Annotated in this window: 15 protein-coding genes and 1 pseudogene; 10 read left to right on the top strand and 6 right to left on the bottom strand. The window is 66.5% G+C overall.

Annotated elements, in window-relative coordinates; all coding sequences use genetic code 11:
• Positions 1-15: 15 nt before the first annotated feature.
• Positions 16-1,836, bottom strand: a complete 1,821-nt coding sequence (locus P9255_RS00645) for a ShlB/FhaC/HecB family hemolysin secretion/activation protein (RefSeq protein WP_309768314.1) — start codon at positions 1,834-1,836, stop codon at positions 16-18.
• 598 nt (positions 1,837-2,434) lie between these two features.
• Here P9255_RS00645 and mdcA point away from each other — a divergent pair.
• The 9 genes from mdcA to mdcH are packed head-to-tail and all read left to right on the top strand — an operon-like array spanning position 2,435 to position 9,802.
• Positions 2,435-4,096, top strand: a complete 1,662-nt coding sequence (gene mdcA, locus P9255_RS00640) for a malonate decarboxylase subunit alpha (RefSeq protein WP_309768312.1) — start codon at positions 2,435-2,437, stop codon at positions 4,094-4,096.
• Positions 4,096-4,986: a triphosphoribosyl-dephospho-CoA synthase gene (locus P9255_RS00635; RefSeq protein WP_309768311.1), complete on the top strand. Its 891-nt coding sequence runs from the start codon at positions 4,096-4,098 to the stop codon at positions 4,984-4,986. The genes mdcA and P9255_RS00635 overlap by 1 nt, the downstream gene beginning before the upstream one ends.
• A gap of 8 nt (positions 4,987-4,994) precedes the next feature.
• Positions 4,995-5,303: a malonate decarboxylase subunit delta gene (locus P9255_RS00630; RefSeq protein WP_309768309.1), complete on the top strand. Its 309-nt coding sequence runs from the start codon at positions 4,995-4,997 to the stop codon at positions 5,301-5,303.
• Between the two features lie 3 nt (positions 5,304-5,306).
• Positions 5,307-6,158 (top strand): biotin-independent malonate decarboxylase subunit beta, encoded by an 852-nt coding sequence (locus P9255_RS00625; protein WP_309768308.1) that lies wholly within the window; start codon positions 5,307-5,309, stop codon positions 6,156-6,158.
• Positions 6,155-6,970, top strand: a complete 816-nt coding sequence (gene mdcE, locus P9255_RS00620) for a biotin-independent malonate decarboxylase subunit gamma (RefSeq protein WP_309768307.1) — start codon at positions 6,155-6,157, stop codon at positions 6,968-6,970. The genes P9255_RS00625 and mdcE overlap by 4 nt, the downstream gene beginning before the upstream one ends.
• A gap of 58 nt (positions 6,971-7,028) precedes the next feature.
• Entirely contained in the window at positions 7,029-7,424 is a 396-nt protein-coding gene (gene madL / locus P9255_RS00615) for a malonate transporter subunit MadL (RefSeq protein ID WP_309768306.1), read from the top strand.
• A gap of 15 nt (positions 7,425-7,439) precedes the next feature.
• Positions 7,440-8,207, top strand: coding sequence for a malonate transporter subunit MadM (madM, locus tag P9255_RS00610; RefSeq protein ID WP_309768305.1), 768 nt, complete (start codon positions 7,440-7,442; stop codon positions 8,205-8,207).
• A gap of 18 nt (positions 8,208-8,225) precedes the next feature.
• The gene (locus tag P9255_RS00605) at positions 8,226-8,867 is read left to right on the top strand and encodes a malonate decarboxylase holo-ACP synthase (RefSeq protein ID WP_309768304.1); all 642 of its coding nucleotides are present in this window, start codon (positions 8,226-8,228) and stop codon (positions 8,865-8,867) included.
• Positions 8,864-9,802, top strand: a complete 939-nt coding sequence (gene mdcH / locus P9255_RS00600) for a malonate decarboxylase subunit epsilon (protein WP_309768303.1) — start codon at positions 8,864-8,866, stop codon at positions 9,800-9,802. The genes P9255_RS00605 and mdcH overlap by 4 nt, the downstream gene beginning before the upstream one ends.
• A gap of 4 nt (positions 9,803-9,806) precedes the next feature.
• On the opposite strand, the gene P9255_RS00595 is transcribed toward mdcH, so the two are convergent.
• Together P9255_RS00595 and P9255_RS00590 are read right to left on the bottom strand one after the other, a co-directional pair.
• On the bottom strand, positions 9,807-10,721 hold the full coding sequence (locus P9255_RS00595; protein ID WP_309768302.1) for a LysR family transcriptional regulator: 915 nt from the start codon (positions 10,719-10,721) through the stop codon (positions 9,807-9,809).
• A gap of 273 nt (positions 10,722-10,994) precedes the next feature.
• Entirely contained in the window at positions 10,995-11,684 is a 690-nt protein-coding gene (locus P9255_RS00590; RefSeq protein ID WP_309768301.1) for a CBS domain-containing protein, read from the bottom strand.
• A gap of 192 nt (positions 11,685-11,876) precedes the next feature.
• On the opposite strand from P9255_RS00590, the pseudogene P9255_RS00585 reads away from it, so the two are divergent.
• Positions 11,877-12,317 (top strand): annotated as a pseudogene (locus P9255_RS00585) (PTS glucose transporter subunit IIA); the annotation flags it as partial.
• Between the two features lie 228 nt (positions 12,318-12,545).
• Here P9255_RS00585 and P9255_RS00580 read toward each other — a convergent pair.
• The 3 genes from P9255_RS00580 to P9255_RS00570 are packed head-to-tail and all read right to left on the bottom strand — an operon-like array spanning position 12,546 to position 16,534.
• The gene (locus tag P9255_RS00580; protein ID WP_309768913.1) at positions 12,546-13,448 is read right to left on the bottom strand and encodes an SMP-30/gluconolactonase/LRE family protein; all 903 of its coding nucleotides are present in this window, start codon (positions 13,446-13,448) and stop codon (positions 12,546-12,548) included.
• A 24-nt stretch (positions 13,449-13,472) separates the two neighbouring features.
• A complete protein-coding gene (locus tag P9255_RS00575) occupies positions 13,473-14,414 on the bottom strand; it encodes a 3-hydroxyacyl-CoA dehydrogenase (RefSeq protein ID WP_309768912.1) in 942 nt (313 codons plus the stop codon).
• 20 nt (positions 14,415-14,434) lie between these two features.
• Complete coding sequence (locus P9255_RS00570; protein WP_309789023.1) at positions 14,435-16,534, bottom strand: ABC transporter permease; 2,100 nt, start codon at positions 16,532-16,534, stop codon at positions 14,435-14,437.
• Positions 16,535-16,548: the final 14 nt, after the last annotated feature.

The raw sequence follows: 16,548 nt of genomic DNA, 5'->3' as shown, positions 1-16,548 counted from the left end.
ACGTGACAGGCGCGGTCACGAGCCGAGCACGATGTACAGCATCCCGACCGGTGCTTTGGAACCGGCGGGCTCGGCCGCGTGCAGCGGAAAGCCGAACGTTCCCCGCACATTGATGAAACGGCTGACCTGAAAGCGGAAACCGCCGCCGATGCCGACCAGCGATCCGTTGTTCGGTTCGGCCGGCTGATCGATGCGATTCCACACCCGCCCTGCATCGACGAAAAGAAACGGCTGAATGGCGACGCCGCTCGCGCCCATGCTCCACGGCGGCGTGCGCACTTCCGTCTGCACATTCCAGCCGCGATCGCCCTGCACCACATACGGCAGGTAGCCACGCACGCTGCTGTCGCCGCCCAGTCCCATCTCTTCGCTGGGCAACAGCGTATCGGGCGTCCATTGCAGCATGGCCCGTCCCGATGCGATGAACCCGCCGCCCAGTGCGATATCCCGCTGCGCCGACAACTGCGCGTACATGTAGCGCGGCGTCGCACCGTGCCGCGCGCTTTCGAAGGCGGCTTCGTTGTTGTCGGCATCGAGCCGGCCGGGACTGAGCACGACCGTCGCGTTGGCGCGTGTCTGGCCCGATGTATCCGTGCGGCTCAGTTCGTAAGCCAGCACGAACTGGTGGATGTGCGTGTTCGAGTTGAACACCTGGAAGCCGCCGAACTCGAGGTTGTTGTTGGACCGCTTGAAGTCGTAGCCGAACTGCGCCTGCTGCTGCCAGCCCGCGAACGGCGTGAGCCGCCAGTCGTAACGGATGCTGGCCTGCGCGGAAATGCCGGTCTGTCCGTAGCTGTCGGGCAGGCGCGGCGTGCTCTGGGCATAGACGCCGAACAGTTCGACGCGATCGTGCCACGGCAGCGGCGCCGAATAATTGAGCGCGTGCGCGACGAAGCGCGCGCGGTTCGGGCGCCCTTCGATATCCGGATTGCCGCTCAGCGCGTCGTTGCTCGCGGTGATCTGATAGGCGATCTGCTGGTCGAGCCCGAAGAGATTGCCATAGTCGATGCCCGCGAAGAACCGGTCGCGGCCGAGCTGCGGAACGCCTGCGTTGTCGTAGCCGGCGGAGACGCGCATCGGGAAGCGGTCGGCGGTCTGGAGGATCACGTCGGTGGTGCCGTCGGCCTCGCCGGGGGCGTAGATCACATCGACGGCGCGGTATGGATTCGCGTTGAGCAGTGCGAGGCCGGTGGCGACGTCCGATTCGCGGATCGCATCGCCGGCGGTGAGCGGCATGTCGCCGGTGAGGAGCGCATCGGAGAAGTAGCGATTGCCGCGCGGGATCACTCGGCCCAGCCGATAGCTCGCCACCGCGATACGCACGACGCCGTCGGTCACGTCCTGCTCGGGCACGTAGACATCGACGAGCGGCAGTCCTGCCTCGCGATATCGAGCCACCACGGCGCGGCGAATGTCGGCGAGCCGCGCGAACGTGAGCGGGCGATCGAGGTCGGCGGCGAAGCCTTGGAGGAAGGCGTCGTCGATCGGCGTGAGGCCGCGCGCGACGATGCGGCCGTCGGCTGCGCGCGCCTCGGCGTTCGTCGACGCGGATGTTGACGCGGACTTTGACGCGGATGCTTCGAACACGAGCCCGCGAAGCGCGGTCACCGCGACTTCCGCCGATCCGCTCGCGGGCTCGGGCGGCGGCGGCGGCGTGGAAGGACGCGGGGACGCGGGCGGCGGCGTGGGACTCACATCGCGATAAGACTGCGCGTGGGCGATTGCGCTGGAGAGCAGCAGCGTTGCGAGGCCGAGGCGTGCCAGCCGACGCGGCCGTGCGGGAGGGTGACTGCCCGCGAGAGTGCGAGCGCGATATACGGTGAGCGGATTGCGCATCTGGCTCCATGAGGTCGGGCACGCTTGTCGGTCGATCGGCGTGCTTTGTGTCGAAGCAGCGGCGCGGGTGCGCGAACAGGGATGTTAAGGCGGAATCGAGGGGAGCGCCATCGGGGGATGAGGCTATCGACAGCCCGTGCACCGCGCGCGGCAAGCAATCAGCGTTGTGGCGCGGCGTTGGAGCCGCCGCGATGCGGGACCGCGTTCCTGAATCACTGGGCGCTTTGAACACGCGCCGGTGTTGCGCGGGATCCATTAACAGCTTGGTTTCTCCAGTGCCACCGTGCGTCATCTGATGCCGACATTGTCGGCGTTCCGTTGTAGTGCAAGTTATCGAGCGCGCGCTCGGCTTGTTCGCTCCATTCGATCGAGGGAATGACTTTTCCCACGAGGATGCCGGAACCGACCCGTTTCCTTGCGTACTTCGTCTCACCCGCCGGCATCGGCATATCGGCCGTCGAAAGCGGAACCTGGGAGCAGCACGCAGGGAAAACCCTCCCCCAACCATTACCCTCCGGATAACAATCGCCCGCCAACGTTGATTGAACCGGCATCCCGTGCTCTCTAGACTCGCCTCATGTCCTCAGCGAGAGCATCCATGTCCAGTCAAACTCAGTCCCCATCCCGCTGGGCCACGCGCCGGGCGGACAAGCATCGCCGGCTCGCGCGCGTCGCATCGATCGCGGACGGCATGGTGCTGCCCACCGATCGCATCGTCGATGTACTGCAGGCGCTCGTCGCGCCCGGCGACCGCGTCGTCGTCGAAGGGAACAACCAGAAGCAGGCCGATTTCCTCTCGCGCTCGCTCGCCAAAGTCGATGCCGGCGTCGTCCACGACCTGCATCTCATCATTCCCAGCGTGAGCCGCGCCGAGCACCTCGATCTCTTCGAGCGCGGCATCGCTCGCAAACTCGACTTCGCCTACGCCGGCGCGCAGAGCCTGCGCATCTCCCAGTTCCTGCAGGACGGCATCCTCGAAATCGGCGCGATCCACACCTACATCGAGCTCTACGCGCGGCTCTACGTCGACCTGACGCCGAACGTCGTGCTGTGCGCGGGCTACAAGGCCGACCGCCAGGGCAACCTGTACACCGGCCCGAGCACCGAAGACACACCCTCGCTCGTCGAAGCAGCCGCGTTTCGCGACGGCATCGTGATCGCGCAAGTCAACGAGATCGTCGACGATCCGAAAGACCTGCCGCGCGTCGATATTCCCGGCTCGTGGATCGACTTCGTCGTGCAGTCCGACAAGCCGTTCTTCATCGAGCCGCTCTTCACGCGCGATCCGCGCCTCGTCACGCCGATGCAAGTCCTGATGGCGATGCTCGCCATCCGCGGCATCTACGAAAAGCATCAGGTGCAGTCGCTCAATCACGGTATCGGCTTCAACACCGCCGCAATCGAACTCATCCTCCCGACCTACGGCGACAAGCTCGGCCTCAAGGGCAAAATCTGCCGCCACTGGACGCTCAATCCGCACCCCACGCTCATCCCCGCAATCGAGACCGGCTGGGTCGACAGCGTCCACTGCTTCGGCGGCGAGCTCGGCATGGAAGCCTATGTCGCCGCACGGCCCGACATCTTCTTCACCGGGCGCGACGGGTCGATGCGCTCGAATCGCACGATGTGCCAGCTCGCCGGGCAATACGCGGTGGACATGTTCATCGGCTCGACGCTGCAGATGGATGGCGAAGGCAACTCGTCGACGGTCACGCACGGACGGCTCACCGGCTTCGGCGGCGCGCCCAACATGGGCCACGATCCGCACGGCCGCCGTCATGCCACGCCCGCGTGGCTCGACCTGCTGCAAACGGACAGCCCGCTCGAACGCGGCCGCAAGCTCGTCGTGCAGATGGTCGAGACGTTTCAGGCGGGCGGACAGCCGACCATCGTCGAATCCATCGACGCCGTCGATGTCGGCCGCGAATCCGGCATGCCGCTCGCGCCCGTGATGATCTACGGCGACGACGTCACGCACGTGCTGACCGAGGAAGGCATCGCCTATCTGTACAGGGCGCGCTCGCTGGAGCACCGCAAGGAGATGATCGCCGCGGTATCCGGCGTCACGCCGATCGGCCTGAAAAGCGACAAGAGCAAGCTCCCGGCGCTGCGCCGCGACGGCTTCGTCGCGCTGCCCGAGGACCTCGGCATTCATCGCAGCGAAGCGAGCCGTTCGCTGCTCGCCGCGAAAAGCATGGCCGATCTCGTCGACTGGTCCGACGGGCTGTACGATCCGCCCGCGCGCTTCCGGAGCTGGTGATGCGCGATCCCCATGCCAGGAGCGCCGCGCGCCCGCTCTGTCTTTCGCCGGACGCGGCCGGCCGCCTCGGCCGATACGTCGTCGAAGCGCTGATCGACGAAGTCACGCTCGCGCCCAAGCCCGGCCTCGTCGATATCCGCAGCCGCGGCGCGCATCACGATCTCGACTGGACGTTGATGTGCGTCTCGGCGCTCGCGTTGCAGCCGGCGTTCGTCGCGATGGCGCGCGCGGGCATCGACATCGCACCGATGCCCGCGCTGCGCGAACGCATCGGCGCAATCGGACGCGAAGGCGAAGCGCGCATGCTTGATGCGACCGGCGGCGTCAACACGCATCGCGGCGCGATCTGGGCCCTCGGGCTGCTCGTGACCGCGGCCGCCCGCGAGCCGTCGAATCTCACGGCGGATGCGGTCGCCGCGCTCGCCGGATCGATCGCGCGCGTTCAGGATCGTCATGCCCCGGCGCGCACCGGCAACAAGGGCGAGCAGGCTTGCATCGACTATGACGTCGGCGGCGCGCGCGGACAGGCGCAGGCGGGCTTTCCGCACGTGGTGCGCGTCGCGCTGCCGGAACTTGCGCGCTCGCGTGCGCGCGGCGACAGCGAAACGTCGGCGCGTCTCAACGCCCTGCTCGCAATCATGGCGAGCCTCGACGACACCTGCGTGCTCGCGCGCGGCGGACGCAACGCGCTCGCCGAATTGCAGCACGGCGCAAGCCTCGTGCTCGCGGAAGGCGGCGTCGCGACACTCGCGGGCCGCCGTCATCTGCGCGCGCTCGACCAGCGTCTCGTCGAACTCCACGTATCGCCCGGCGGCGCGGCCGATCTGCTCGCCGCCGCACTCTTTCTCGACCGGCTCCAGGGCGAAGCAACCGAATCGCCGAATACTTAGGAAACCATATGGAAAACATCGTCCTCGAATTTCCGGCGGGACAGCCCGCAAAAGGCCGCGCGCTGGTGGGCGTGGTCGCGTCCGGAGACCTCGAAATCCTGCTCGAAGCGAACAGCGCGAACCGCACGGTGGTGAACATCACCACATCCGTCGATGGCAAGGGCCGCCTGTGGGAAGCCGTGCTCGAACGCATCTTCGGCGATGGATCACTGCCCGCTGCAAGGCTCGAAATCAACGACGCGGGCGCGACGCCCGGGGTCGTGCAGCTGCGCATCGGGCAGGTATTCGAACAACTCGAATCGAACGGCGGAGCGTGAATCATGGACGCACAGCAATTGCTCGAACGCCAGAGCTTCATCGAACTCGATGCACGCAGCCGCGCGAAGAAGCTGCTCGATGAAGGCACGTTCACCGAACTGCTCGATCCTTTCGAACGCGTGACGTCGCCGTGGCTCGCGCGGCAGAACATCGTCACGCAGTCGGATGACGGCGCGGTCGTCGCGAAAGGAACGATCGACGGTCAGCCCGCCGTGGTGCTCGGCATCGACGGCGGCTTTCAGGGCGGCAGCATGGGCGAAGTATCGGCGGCGAAGATCGCGGGCAGTCTGGAACTCGCAGCCGAAGACAATCGCAACGGCATCCCGACGCGCGCCGTCATCCTCTTCGAGACCGGCGGCGTGCGCTTGCAGGAAGCCAATCTCGGGCTCGCGGGCATCGCGGACATTCACGCGGCCATCGTCGACTTGCGGCGCTATCAGCCGGTGATCGGCATCACGGCGGGTCCCATCGGATGCTACGGCGGCATGTCGATCGCCGCCGGCCTGTGCAGCTATCTGATCGGCACGCGGGAGGCGCGGCTCGGGCTCAACGGACCGGCCGTGATCGAGCAGGAAGCCGGTATCGCCGAATTCGACTCGCGCGACCGCCCGACGATCTGGAGCTTCACCGGCTGCGAGCAGCGGCATCGCACCGGACTGATCGATGTCTTCACCGCCGACGACGCCGATGCGATCCGCGCCGCCGTCATCGACCTGTTGCGCGCCGGCCGCCCCGCAGCGTGCCGCAGCGAGCGCGTGGCCGGCTTCATCGAGCGGCTCGACCAGATCGATACGGCCGCGCAAGCCACGCCGCAACAGGCAGCCGCCATCTTTGGCAAGGGATTCGCATCATGAGCACACGAGAGCTTTCGAAACGCGGCGCGGTCTGGCTCGACGCGCTGACCCGCAGCGCACCGTTGCAGCCGGGCTATCCGCCGTCCGTGCGCGTGGCGGATGCGCGCATCGGCGACCGCCCTGCGCGTTTCATCGCGGTGGTGCCGGACCCGGACAACCCGTTTCCGTGCGCACGCAACGGCGAAGTCGGACTGATCGAAGGATGGCAACTGGCGCGCGCGGTGCGTGAAGTCATCGATGCGGACGCAGCAAGCGATGCCAAGCGCGCGATCGTCGCCGTGATCGATGTCCCGAGCCAGGCGTATGGGCGTCGCGAAGAGGCCTACGGCATTCATCAGGCGCTCGCCGCCGCCGCCGACGCCTACGCGAGCGCCCGTCTCGCCGGGCATCCGGTGATCGGGCTGATCGTCGGCGGCGCGATGTCCGGCGCGTTTCTCGCGCACGGCTATCAGGCTAACCGGCTGATCGCGCTCGCGGACCGCGAAGTGATGGTTCACGCGATGGGCAAGGAATCCGCCGCGCGCGTGACCCTGCGCACCGTCGCGGATCTCGAAGCGTTCACGGCGCACGTTCCGCCGATGGCGTATGACATCGACAACTACGCGTCGCTCGGCCTGCTCTGGAAGCTGCTCTCGCCCGCCAACGCCGATGCCCCCACGGCCGCCGATCAGTCGATGGTCGAGACCGCGCTCGAGGCCGCGCTCGACGACATTCGCGCCGATCCGTCGCGCGGACTCGAAAGCCGGCTCGGCAGCCCGCACCGGGCGGCGTCGGCCACGGTGCGCAGCAAGCTGCGCGAGGCCTGGCGCTAATCGCAACTTCGGACATCGGCTCGTCAGAAGCCAGTCAGTCAATTTCAGGAGACGGTAAATGATCATCTACGGAACTGCGTTGCTCGCGTTCTGCCATCTGGCGGGACTTTTTCTGGGCGATCTGCTCGGCGCCGCGATAGGCGTGAAAACGAACGTGGGCGGCGTCGGCATCGCGATGCTGCTGCTCATCTTCCTGCGGCTCTATCTGCACAAGAAGGGCTTGTTGCCGAAGGAAACGGAAGCGGGCGTCGGCTTCTGGGGCGCGATGTACATCCCGGTCGTCGTCGCGATGGCGGCGAACCAGAACGTCGTCGCCGCGCTCAAGGGCGGGCCGGTCGCGCTGTTGTCGGCGCTGGGCGCGGTGATCGCGTGCGCGGGCTGCATCGCCGTGCTCTCACGGACGGGCCGCGACAGCACGTCGTTTGCCAATGCCCCGAAGCTCGAAGAAATCTGAACGCCGGAGACAGCCATGTTCCAAATGATCGATAAGGTTCTGATTCACAACGGTCTCGTCACGGCGTTCGCGCTGGTCGGGCTCATCATGTGGGTGTCGTCGGTGATCTCGAGGAAGCTGACGTTCGGGCGCGTGCACGGCTCGGCGATCGCCATCGTGATCGGGCTCGTGCTGGCCTACTTCGGCGGCGTGTTCACGTCGGGCCAGAAGGGGCTTGCGGACCTGCCGCTCTTCGCGGGCGTCGGCCTGATGGGCGGCGCGATGCTGCGCGACTTCGCCATCGTCGCGACCGCCTTCGAAGTGCAGGCGACCGAAGCGCGCAAGGCCGGGATGATCGGCGTGGTGTCGCTGCTGCTCGGCACGGTGCTGCCCTTCATCGTCGGCGCGAGCGTCGCGCATGCGTTCGGCTACACCGACGCCGTCAGCATGACGACGATCGGCGCGGGCGCGGTCACGTATATCGTCGGTCCGGTGACGGGCGCGGCGATCGGCGCGAGTTCGGACGTGATCGCGCTCAGCATCGCGACGGGTCTCATCAAGGCGATCATCGTGATGATCGGCACGCCGCTCGCGGCCGGCTTCATGGGCCTGAGGACGCCCCGCTCCGCGATGATCTTCGGCGGACTCGCCGGCACGGTGAGCGGCGTCAGCGCGGGACTCGCCGCGACGGATCGCCGGCTCGTGCCGTACGGCGCGCTGATCGCGACGTTCCATACGGGCGTAGGCTGCCTGCTCGGGCCGTCGCTGCTGTTCTTCGCGACGAAAGCGCTGGTCGGCGCGTGAGGCATCGGGAGACCCGCAGTGTCGATCCATCGTGAAGCGCCCCGCCCGCACGATCTCGTGTGGGTCGAAGCACCGGAGGACATCGTGGCGACATCGGCGATGCCTGCGTGGGCTACGCGCGAGTGGCTGTCGGTCGCGCCGGCCGTCGTGCGGCGGGAGGCGGCGGAGCGCGGCGTCGTGCCCGTCGGTCTGCGCGGGCACGCGCGCAACGAGCGCTTCGCGGCCTTCGTGAACGTCGAACGCATCGCGCGATGCGTGACGCCGGAAGCACTGGCCCGAGCACGCGGATGGCTCGATGCAGACGGCGCGCTCGCGAACCTGCCGTGCATGCGCGCCCTCGCCTTCATCGCGCCCCGGCTGGATGCACTTGCATTGACGTGGGGCGTGACGGGCAGCGTCGGCTTCGCGCTTGCAAGCGGCGTGAGCACATTGCGAGAGGACAGCGACCTCGACTTGCTGCTGCGTGCGGACCGACCGTTGCCGCGCGATGACGCGCGCGCGTTGCTGTCGTTGTTGCAGGCCGCGCCTGCACGCATCGACATGCAGGTGGATACCGGTCACGGCGGCTTCGCACTTGCAGAGTGGACCGGGCGGGCCGGGCGCGTGATGCTGAAGACGGGTCGCGGGCCGAAGCTCGTTGCGGACCCGTGGACATCATGAGCGTGCTTTTCACGTTCCCTGGCCAGGGCTCGCAACGCGCCGGCATGCTGCACGCGTTGCCCGATGATCGCGAAGCCGCGCGCACGCTCGAAGAAGCAAGCGATACCCTCGGCTGCGATGCGCGTGCTCTCGACGATTCCGCCGCGCTGCGCTCCACCGTCTCCGTGCAGCTTTGCCTGCTGATAGCGGGCGTCGCTCAGGCGCGGGTCATTCAGGCGCGCGGTCACGAACCCGACATGGTTTCGGGGCTGTCGATCGGCGCGTATCCCGCAGCGGTGATTGCCGGCGCGCTCACGTATCCCGACGCGCTCAGGCTCGTTGCCTTGCGTGGCCGGCTGATGGAAGAGGCTTATCCGCGCGGCTTCGGAATGACGGCGATCGTCGGTCTGACTCAGCGGGCGCTCGAACCGCTGATCGCGCAAGTTAATAGCGACGCCGAGCCTGTCTTTCTGGCGAACATCAACACGCCGACGCAGATGGTCGTCGCCGGCAGCGATGCCGCGATGCAAAGTCTCGCGGCCATCGCCATCGAACGCGGCGCGCAACGCAGCGACCGGCTCGATGTGGCGGTGCCATCGCATTGCGCCCTGCTCGATGCACCCGCCGCCGCGCTCGCCGATGCTTTCCGGCCGGTCGATGTGCGCGCGCCGCGCATCGTTTATCTGAGCAGCAGCGCCGCGAGGCCGCTGTTCGACGGCGGGCGCATCGCCGCCGATCTGGCCGGCAACATGGCGCGGCAAGTGCGCTGGCACGACACGATGCGGCTCGCGTGGGAGCGCGGCGCGCGGCTGGCCGTGGAAATGCCGCCTGCAAACGTGCTGACGCGGCTGGCGGCCGACGTGTTCGCGCAAGGCATCGCTGTCAGTTGCAGCGAGACATCGCTCGACAATGTGGACGCGCTCATCGACAGGGAACGCGCGCGCGACGAGCGTTGAACGCTCAATCGAGGTTGCGCGTGCGCAGGCGGCAGACGGCCATCAGCGCGAGCAGGTTCGGGTCGCGTTCCCGCGCGCGCAGGAAGCTGACGCCGATGGTTTGCCGCATCAGGTATTGCGGCTTGAGCGGGATGAACTGCACTTTGTCGCCGAAGACGCCGCGCACGCGTCCCGGCAGGAGCGTGTAGCCGACGCCGCCGCTTACGAGATTCATCAGCGAGAAGATGTCGCCGGTTCGCACGGTTACGTTCGGCTCGAAGCCCGCGACGCGGAACGCCTCGACGAAGCCGTGATACGTGGCGAATCCTTCACCGAGCGAGACGAAGGTTTCGTCGCGGCAGTCGCGCAGATCGACGGCTTCCTGCTTGGCGTAGGGCGATCCGGCGGGCGCGGCGAAGAAGATGTCGTCTTCGAAGAGCGGGATGGATTCCACTTCGGTTTCGGCATCGGGCAGGGCCATCAGGGCGGCGTCGATTTCGCTGCGCTTGAGCTTGTCGATCAGCATCTCGTTGGAGCCGAGCACGAGTTCGACTTGCAGGGTCGGCCTGCGCACCTTGATATCGACGACGATGCCCGGCACGGTGCGAATGGTCAGCGAATAAAGGGAGCCGATTTTGAGGCGGTCGGACGAATAGCCGGCGGCTTCCCGCGTCGCGCGGATGCCGTCGGACATCAGCGTGATGACTTCCTGCGCGACGTCGGCGAGCATCTGGGCGGCTTCCGTTGACTTGAGATTGCGGCCTTCATGGCGGAAGAGCGCGCAGCGCACGCCCTGCTCGAGCGAATGCAACGCGCGATGCACGCTGACCGTGCTGACGTTCAATGCTTCGGCGGCCTTGGCAAGGTTGCCGGTCTCCATGAACGCGAGCAGGACTTCGAGCTTGCGGAAGGTGATTTCGTCGTCGATTCGGGGGGGCATGGGGGTGGGGCGGTGCGGGCGGAAACGGTTGATTATCGCGGGATGAGTGGCGCGACGGAATAGCGTTTAACCCACAGGGCTTCTCATTCCGGTGGACGGAAAGCGCGGGGATCGGAGTCGATCCGCCGGCATGAACCGGCTCGCAGCATCGCAACGAGAAAGGGTGAGCAAGCGACGGCTCCATCCTGCCGATTCATCTCATCGGCCGCGCCTTTCGTTTCGGCGGCGAAACGACGCTATGCAATCCTCGACGGTGGCCATGCCATCGCAACGCTACCGCTGAACATCGTCGCCCTCCCCAAAATGCGTCACCACTCCCCGCACCCCCGCCACATTCTCCGCCGCGACCCTCAGCGCGTTCCCCTCTTCCGCGCTCTTCACCGCGCCCCATAAGTGCACGGTCCCCTGCTCGACGACCACACTCTCGCGCGCCATCGCCCACGGATGCCCTTCCATCGCCTGCAGCACCGCATCGCGCAACGCGGCATCGTTGCACTCGCCGGCATCCGGCGGACAAGGCGTGCGCGTCACCAGCGCGCGAATCAGGTTCGCCCGGCTGATCACGCCGACCACGCGGCCATCGCGCATCACGGGAACCCGCTTGATATGCCGCTGCGCGAACAGATCCGCAATGTCGCCGATCGGACACGACTCCGTGATCGTCGCGACATCCGTCGTCATGACGTCCTTCACCTTCCGCGCGTGCTCCTTCACATACTGACTCGCCATGTCGCGCGCCGACGGCAGCGTCTCCTGCCACCACGCGCGATCCTTCAGCCCCGTCCCGAGCTCCGCGCGATGCATGAGATCGCCCTCCGTGACGATGCCAAGCAGCTTGCCTTCCTCGTCGATAACCGGCATTCCGCTGATGCCGGCAAAGACCATCGTCCCCGCCGCGTCGCGCACCGACATTTCAGGACTCGCAGAAATGATGGACGTCGTCATGATGTCGGATGCTTGCATGTCTGGCTCCTTCGAAACCGAAAGCACATCGAAGCGAAAGGAAATCGATCCCTACGTTATACGCATTCGATGCGCAAAACACGAATCTTTTGCCTATGATTCGACTCAGGATCGTGAAAGCACTTTGCAGGCATCGCTCAGCACGTCTCAGGTCCGCGACCTCCAAGCGTCCGCGGCCAAGGAGTCGTTCCCATGAAAGCTCCGCAGCGTTTGACGCGGGTCGCGTTGATGGCGCCGCTCACAGGCGTCATGGTCCCGATCGAATCCGTGCCCGATCCGGTCTTCGCCGAGAAGATGGTCGGCGACGGCGTATCCATCGACCCGGTCTCCGACGAACTGCTCGCGCCCCTCGCCGGCAAGATCACCCAGCTTCACCGCGCCGCGCACGCCGTCACCGTGACGGGCGAAAGCGGCATCGAAGTGCTGATCCACATCGGGCTCGACACGGTCATGCTGCGCGGGGAAGGCTTCACGCCGCTCGTGAGCGAAGGCGACACGGTCGCCACCGGTCAGCCGCTGATCCGCTTCGATCCGCTCTTCGTCGGCGCGAAGGCAGTGAGCCTCCTCACGCAAATGGTCATCGCCAACGGCGAACTGGTGACGCGCTACGAACCCGCGACCGGCATCGTCCTGCAACGCGGAGCCTTTCGTGACGGCGTCCGCGGTGGTCTTCGCATCGGCGCGCACGTGTGTTGCAAGATCATCGTTCATGATCGGGTTCCTCGCGGTCGGCTTTTCACTCAAAAAGAATATGCCAACCTCTTGGGATTACCAATCGATGCGCGACTCTACGCGGCAGGCGCGTTGTTGACGTGAGCGAAACAGCGGCGGCTTGACCGCCGCGTCCCGAAACAAACCGGATCAGCCCGCGAAGCGCGGCTCCGGCAAGCCTTTCACGCCGAGTCCCGTTACCGCGAACAAGCCGCCCTTGTCGCGTTCTTTCTGCGGAATGCCCCACATCGGCCGGCCCATCGTCGTGACGTAGAGCGTGTCGAGATTCGGCCCGCCGAACATCACGCTCGTGAGATTGCGCACCGGAAACGGCACCACGCGATCGAGCGTGCCATCGGGCGCGAAGCGCACGATGCGCCCGCCGAACACGAGCGCCGACCAGACGAAGCCTTCCTCATCGACGGTCGCGCCGTCGAACGTGCCCGCCATGTTTTGCGCCGATACGAAGAGACGCCGGTTCGTCGCCGCGCCCGTTTCGATGTCGTAGTCGTAGGCGTACATCTCCTTGCTATATGTATCGGTGAAATAGAGCGTGCGGTTGTCGGGGCTCCAGCACGGCCCGTTGGAACAGCTGATGCCGCTGTCGAGCCGCGCGAGCTTGCCGTTCGTATCGAGCCGGTACAGGCCGCCGCTGCGCGTCGAACGCTGGCCGCGGTCCGCATAGTAGCGGTCGAAGTCGTAAGACATGGTGCCCGCGATGAAGCGGCCCCGGCGATCCACCTTGCCGTCGTTGAAACGCGTTTCGGGATCGTCGGCTTCCGGGTCGGCGATGAACTCGACCGTCTGCGATTCGAAGTCGTAAAAATGCAGGCCGTTCGCGAGCGCGACGACCGCGCCGCCGTTCTCGCGCAACGCCATCGAACCGATGTGGCGCGGCACGAAGAATCGTTCGACGTCGCTGCCGTCCGCGCGGCATCGATAGATTTCGGCGGCCGTGCTGTCGATCCAGTAAAGCCGTTCCTCCCGCACGTCCCACAGCGGGCCTTCGCCCAGATGATTGTTCGCGTCCACGAGCAAGCGTACTTCGGCCATCTCCGTCTCCTTGGTTTTTGTGGATCAACCCTCGTCTTTCAGCGACCGCCGATGCGCGAGCAGCGCCATCAGCCGACGGTCCCGCCAGCGGCTGCGTTCTTCGATACGGTCCGCATCGAGCACTGCGCGGCGTTCGGCAGCCAGCCGCGCGAGCGTTTCATCGGACCAGGCGAAGGGCTTGCGCGTCTCGGCGATGCTGCGATACGTGCCGCCATAACGCGACGCGTAATCCGCGACGCCGCCGGGCGCGTTGAGGTCGATGGTCTCGAACGGGCCCATGAAGGACCAGCGCATCGCGAGGCCGTCGCGCATGACGGTGTCGAGATCGGCCGCGCTCGCATAGCCCTGCTCGTAGAGGCTCAATGCTTCGTCGAGGACCGCGCCTTGCAGCCGGTTCAGCAGGAAGCCCGAGATTTCGCGGTTGACGAAAACGGGCTTCTGCCCTGCCTGCTCGTACAGCGCACGCGCGCGCTCGAGCGTCTGCGCATCGGTCCACGGCGCACCGCACAATTCCACGAGCGGCACGAGCGACGGCGGGTTCACCGGATGCGCGACGAGGCAACGCGAACGTCCTTCCAGGCCTTCCGTGAACGTCGACGCCGGCAGGCCGGAAGTCGAACTCGCGAGCAGTGCACCGGGCTTCGTCAGGCGATCCAGCTCGGCGAACAGCGCGCGCTTCGCTTCCACCACTTCCGCGATGTTCTCCTGCACGAGATCGGCGTCCGCGACCGTTTCGGCCAGCGTGTCGCATGTCGTGATGCGCGCGACGATCGTATCGACGGATTCGTCGACGAGACCGAACGACGCGAGGTCTTCCACGCTTTCGCGGATCGATGGGATCGCGCCCGCCAGCATGTCGCTGGAAGCGTCGTGGATCCTGACCGCGAAGCCGTTGCGCGCGAACACGATGGCCCACGCACGTCCGATGCGCCCCGACCCGATGACCGCGATGTGTCTTCCTTGCATTCGATGCTTCCTCGATAGTTTCAGGCCCGCTTGTCGCGCAGTGTGATGACGGCGGCCAGCACGACGAGCCCGTTGATGATGTCCCTGACCGCCGGAGGCACGGTCGTGCCCGCGAGCAGGGTGCCGAGCGCGGTCAGCAAGAGCGCGCCTCCGAATACGCCGAGATAATGTCCCCTTCCCCCGGTGATGAGCGCGCCGCCCACGACGACGACCGCAATCGACGGCAGCAGGTACGGATCGCCCATGCCGAGGAACGCCTGCGAACTGAAGCCCGCAAGCAGCAGCCCGACGACGGCGGAACACAGACCCGAGAGGCAGTAGACGGCAATCAGCGTCGAACCGACGCGCACGCCCGATAACCGCGCGGCGACTTGCGAATTGCCGACCGCATACACGCGCCGGCCGAACGGCGTGCGATGCAGCAGCAGCAACGCGACGACGAGAAAGAGCGGCACGCTCCACGCCGCGAGCGACAGCGGTCCGAGCCGTCCGTTGGTGAACTCGCTGATCGCGGACGGCGACCATCCTTGCGGCGAGCCGTTGCAATAGATGAGCGTGAGTCCTTGCAGAAGGCCGTTCGCCGCGAGCGTCACGACGATGGGCGGCAGGCCGAGCATCACGACGCCCACGCCGTTGAACACGCCGACCAGCAGGCCGACGCCGAGCACGACCGGCACCGCCCACGCTGCGGCATCGTTGACGCCGTGCGTGAGACCCGTCAGCAAGACGCCGGACAGCGTGATGAGCCACGGCATCGAAAGATCGAGACCGCCCGTCAGAATGACCGCGCCCTGGCCGAGACCGAGAATCGCGAGGAACAACGTGAGCGTCAGCAAGCTGCTGTAGAAGCCGGCGCTCGCGAGCACGCCCGGCCCGTAGACCACGCCCGTCACCGCCACGACCGCAATGAACAGCAGATACGCGGGCATCACATACTTGACCCATTCGCGATTGCGCTCGATCCAGTCCGACAGCGCGCGGCCCTTCAACTCCGTGTTCTTGATCGGCTGATAGTCGTTCACTTCGAACGATACGCGGCGCGCCTGCCGGTCGTCTTTCGCACGCGTGCCCGTTCGCACCGCCTTGAGCCATTGCGCCGAGTGGCGCGCGCATTCGTGCGCTGCCGATTGCTTGCCGATCGACGAACCGAGCACCGCGAGAATGAGGATGACCGCTTCGGCGATCGTCGTGAAAAACGCCGACACGTTCAGCACGAGCAGGATGTTCACGGTAATCATCAGCGTCATTGCCGCGAACACGGTGCCCGTGCAGCCGCCGCGCCCGCCGCCGAGCAACGTGCCGCCGAGCACGACGGCGGTGAACATCGACAGCAGCAACGGCCTGCCGACGAGCGGATCGGCCGAGCCCGTTTGCGCCGACACATACAGGCCCGCCGCTGCGTAGAAGACGCCGGCGAGCGCATACGTTGCGATGCGATAGCGCGTGACCGGCACGCCGTTGGCGAACGCGCCGTCGGGGTCGCTGCCGAGCGCATACAGCCCGACGCCGAAGCGCGTGCGCCGGATGAACGCCCACACCAGCAACGCGACGATCAGCACGCCTGCCGACATCGGCAGCTTCTCGGGGATCAGGTCCGACGTGATGAATGCGCCGAACTGCTCGCCTACCGCGCCGCCCGGCTTGTTTTGGATCAGCAGCGTGAGGCCTTGCACCATGAACATGGTCGCGAGCGTGACGACGATGGACTGCAGCCGGAACCATGCGATCAGCGCACCGTTCACGAGCCCGATGCCGCCGCCGATCGCAAGAATGAGCGCCGCGCCCGCCCATTGCTCCATCGGCGAGCCGGCGACCAAGCGCACCGCGAGCACGTTGGCGAGCGACACCACCGCCGACGCCGACAAATCGAAGCCGCCCGACAGCACGACGATGGTCTGCCCGATGGCCGCGAGCGCCAGCGTCGTCGCACTGGAAATGACCGAGCCGATGTCGTACATGCCCACGGGCGTCGCGGACAGCGATACCCACGCGGCCAGCATCGCGACGAGCGCGCTCACCGCGATAATGAGCCCGCGATGATGATCGATGCGCGCGCCCCATCCCACGCGCGCGCCCGGCCGCACGATCTCGCTTTCGGGCGACGCAATCGCAATCTTCATGTTCCGTTCTCCGT

It is taken from the genome of Caballeronia sp. LZ019, from assembly GCF_031450825.1.
Taxonomy (GTDB): Bacteria; Pseudomonadota; Gammaproteobacteria; order Burkholderiales; family Burkholderiaceae; genus Caballeronia.
The sequence above is the reverse complement of the archived record's forward strand: the minus strand, read 5'-3'. Positions and strand labels throughout refer to the sequence as shown.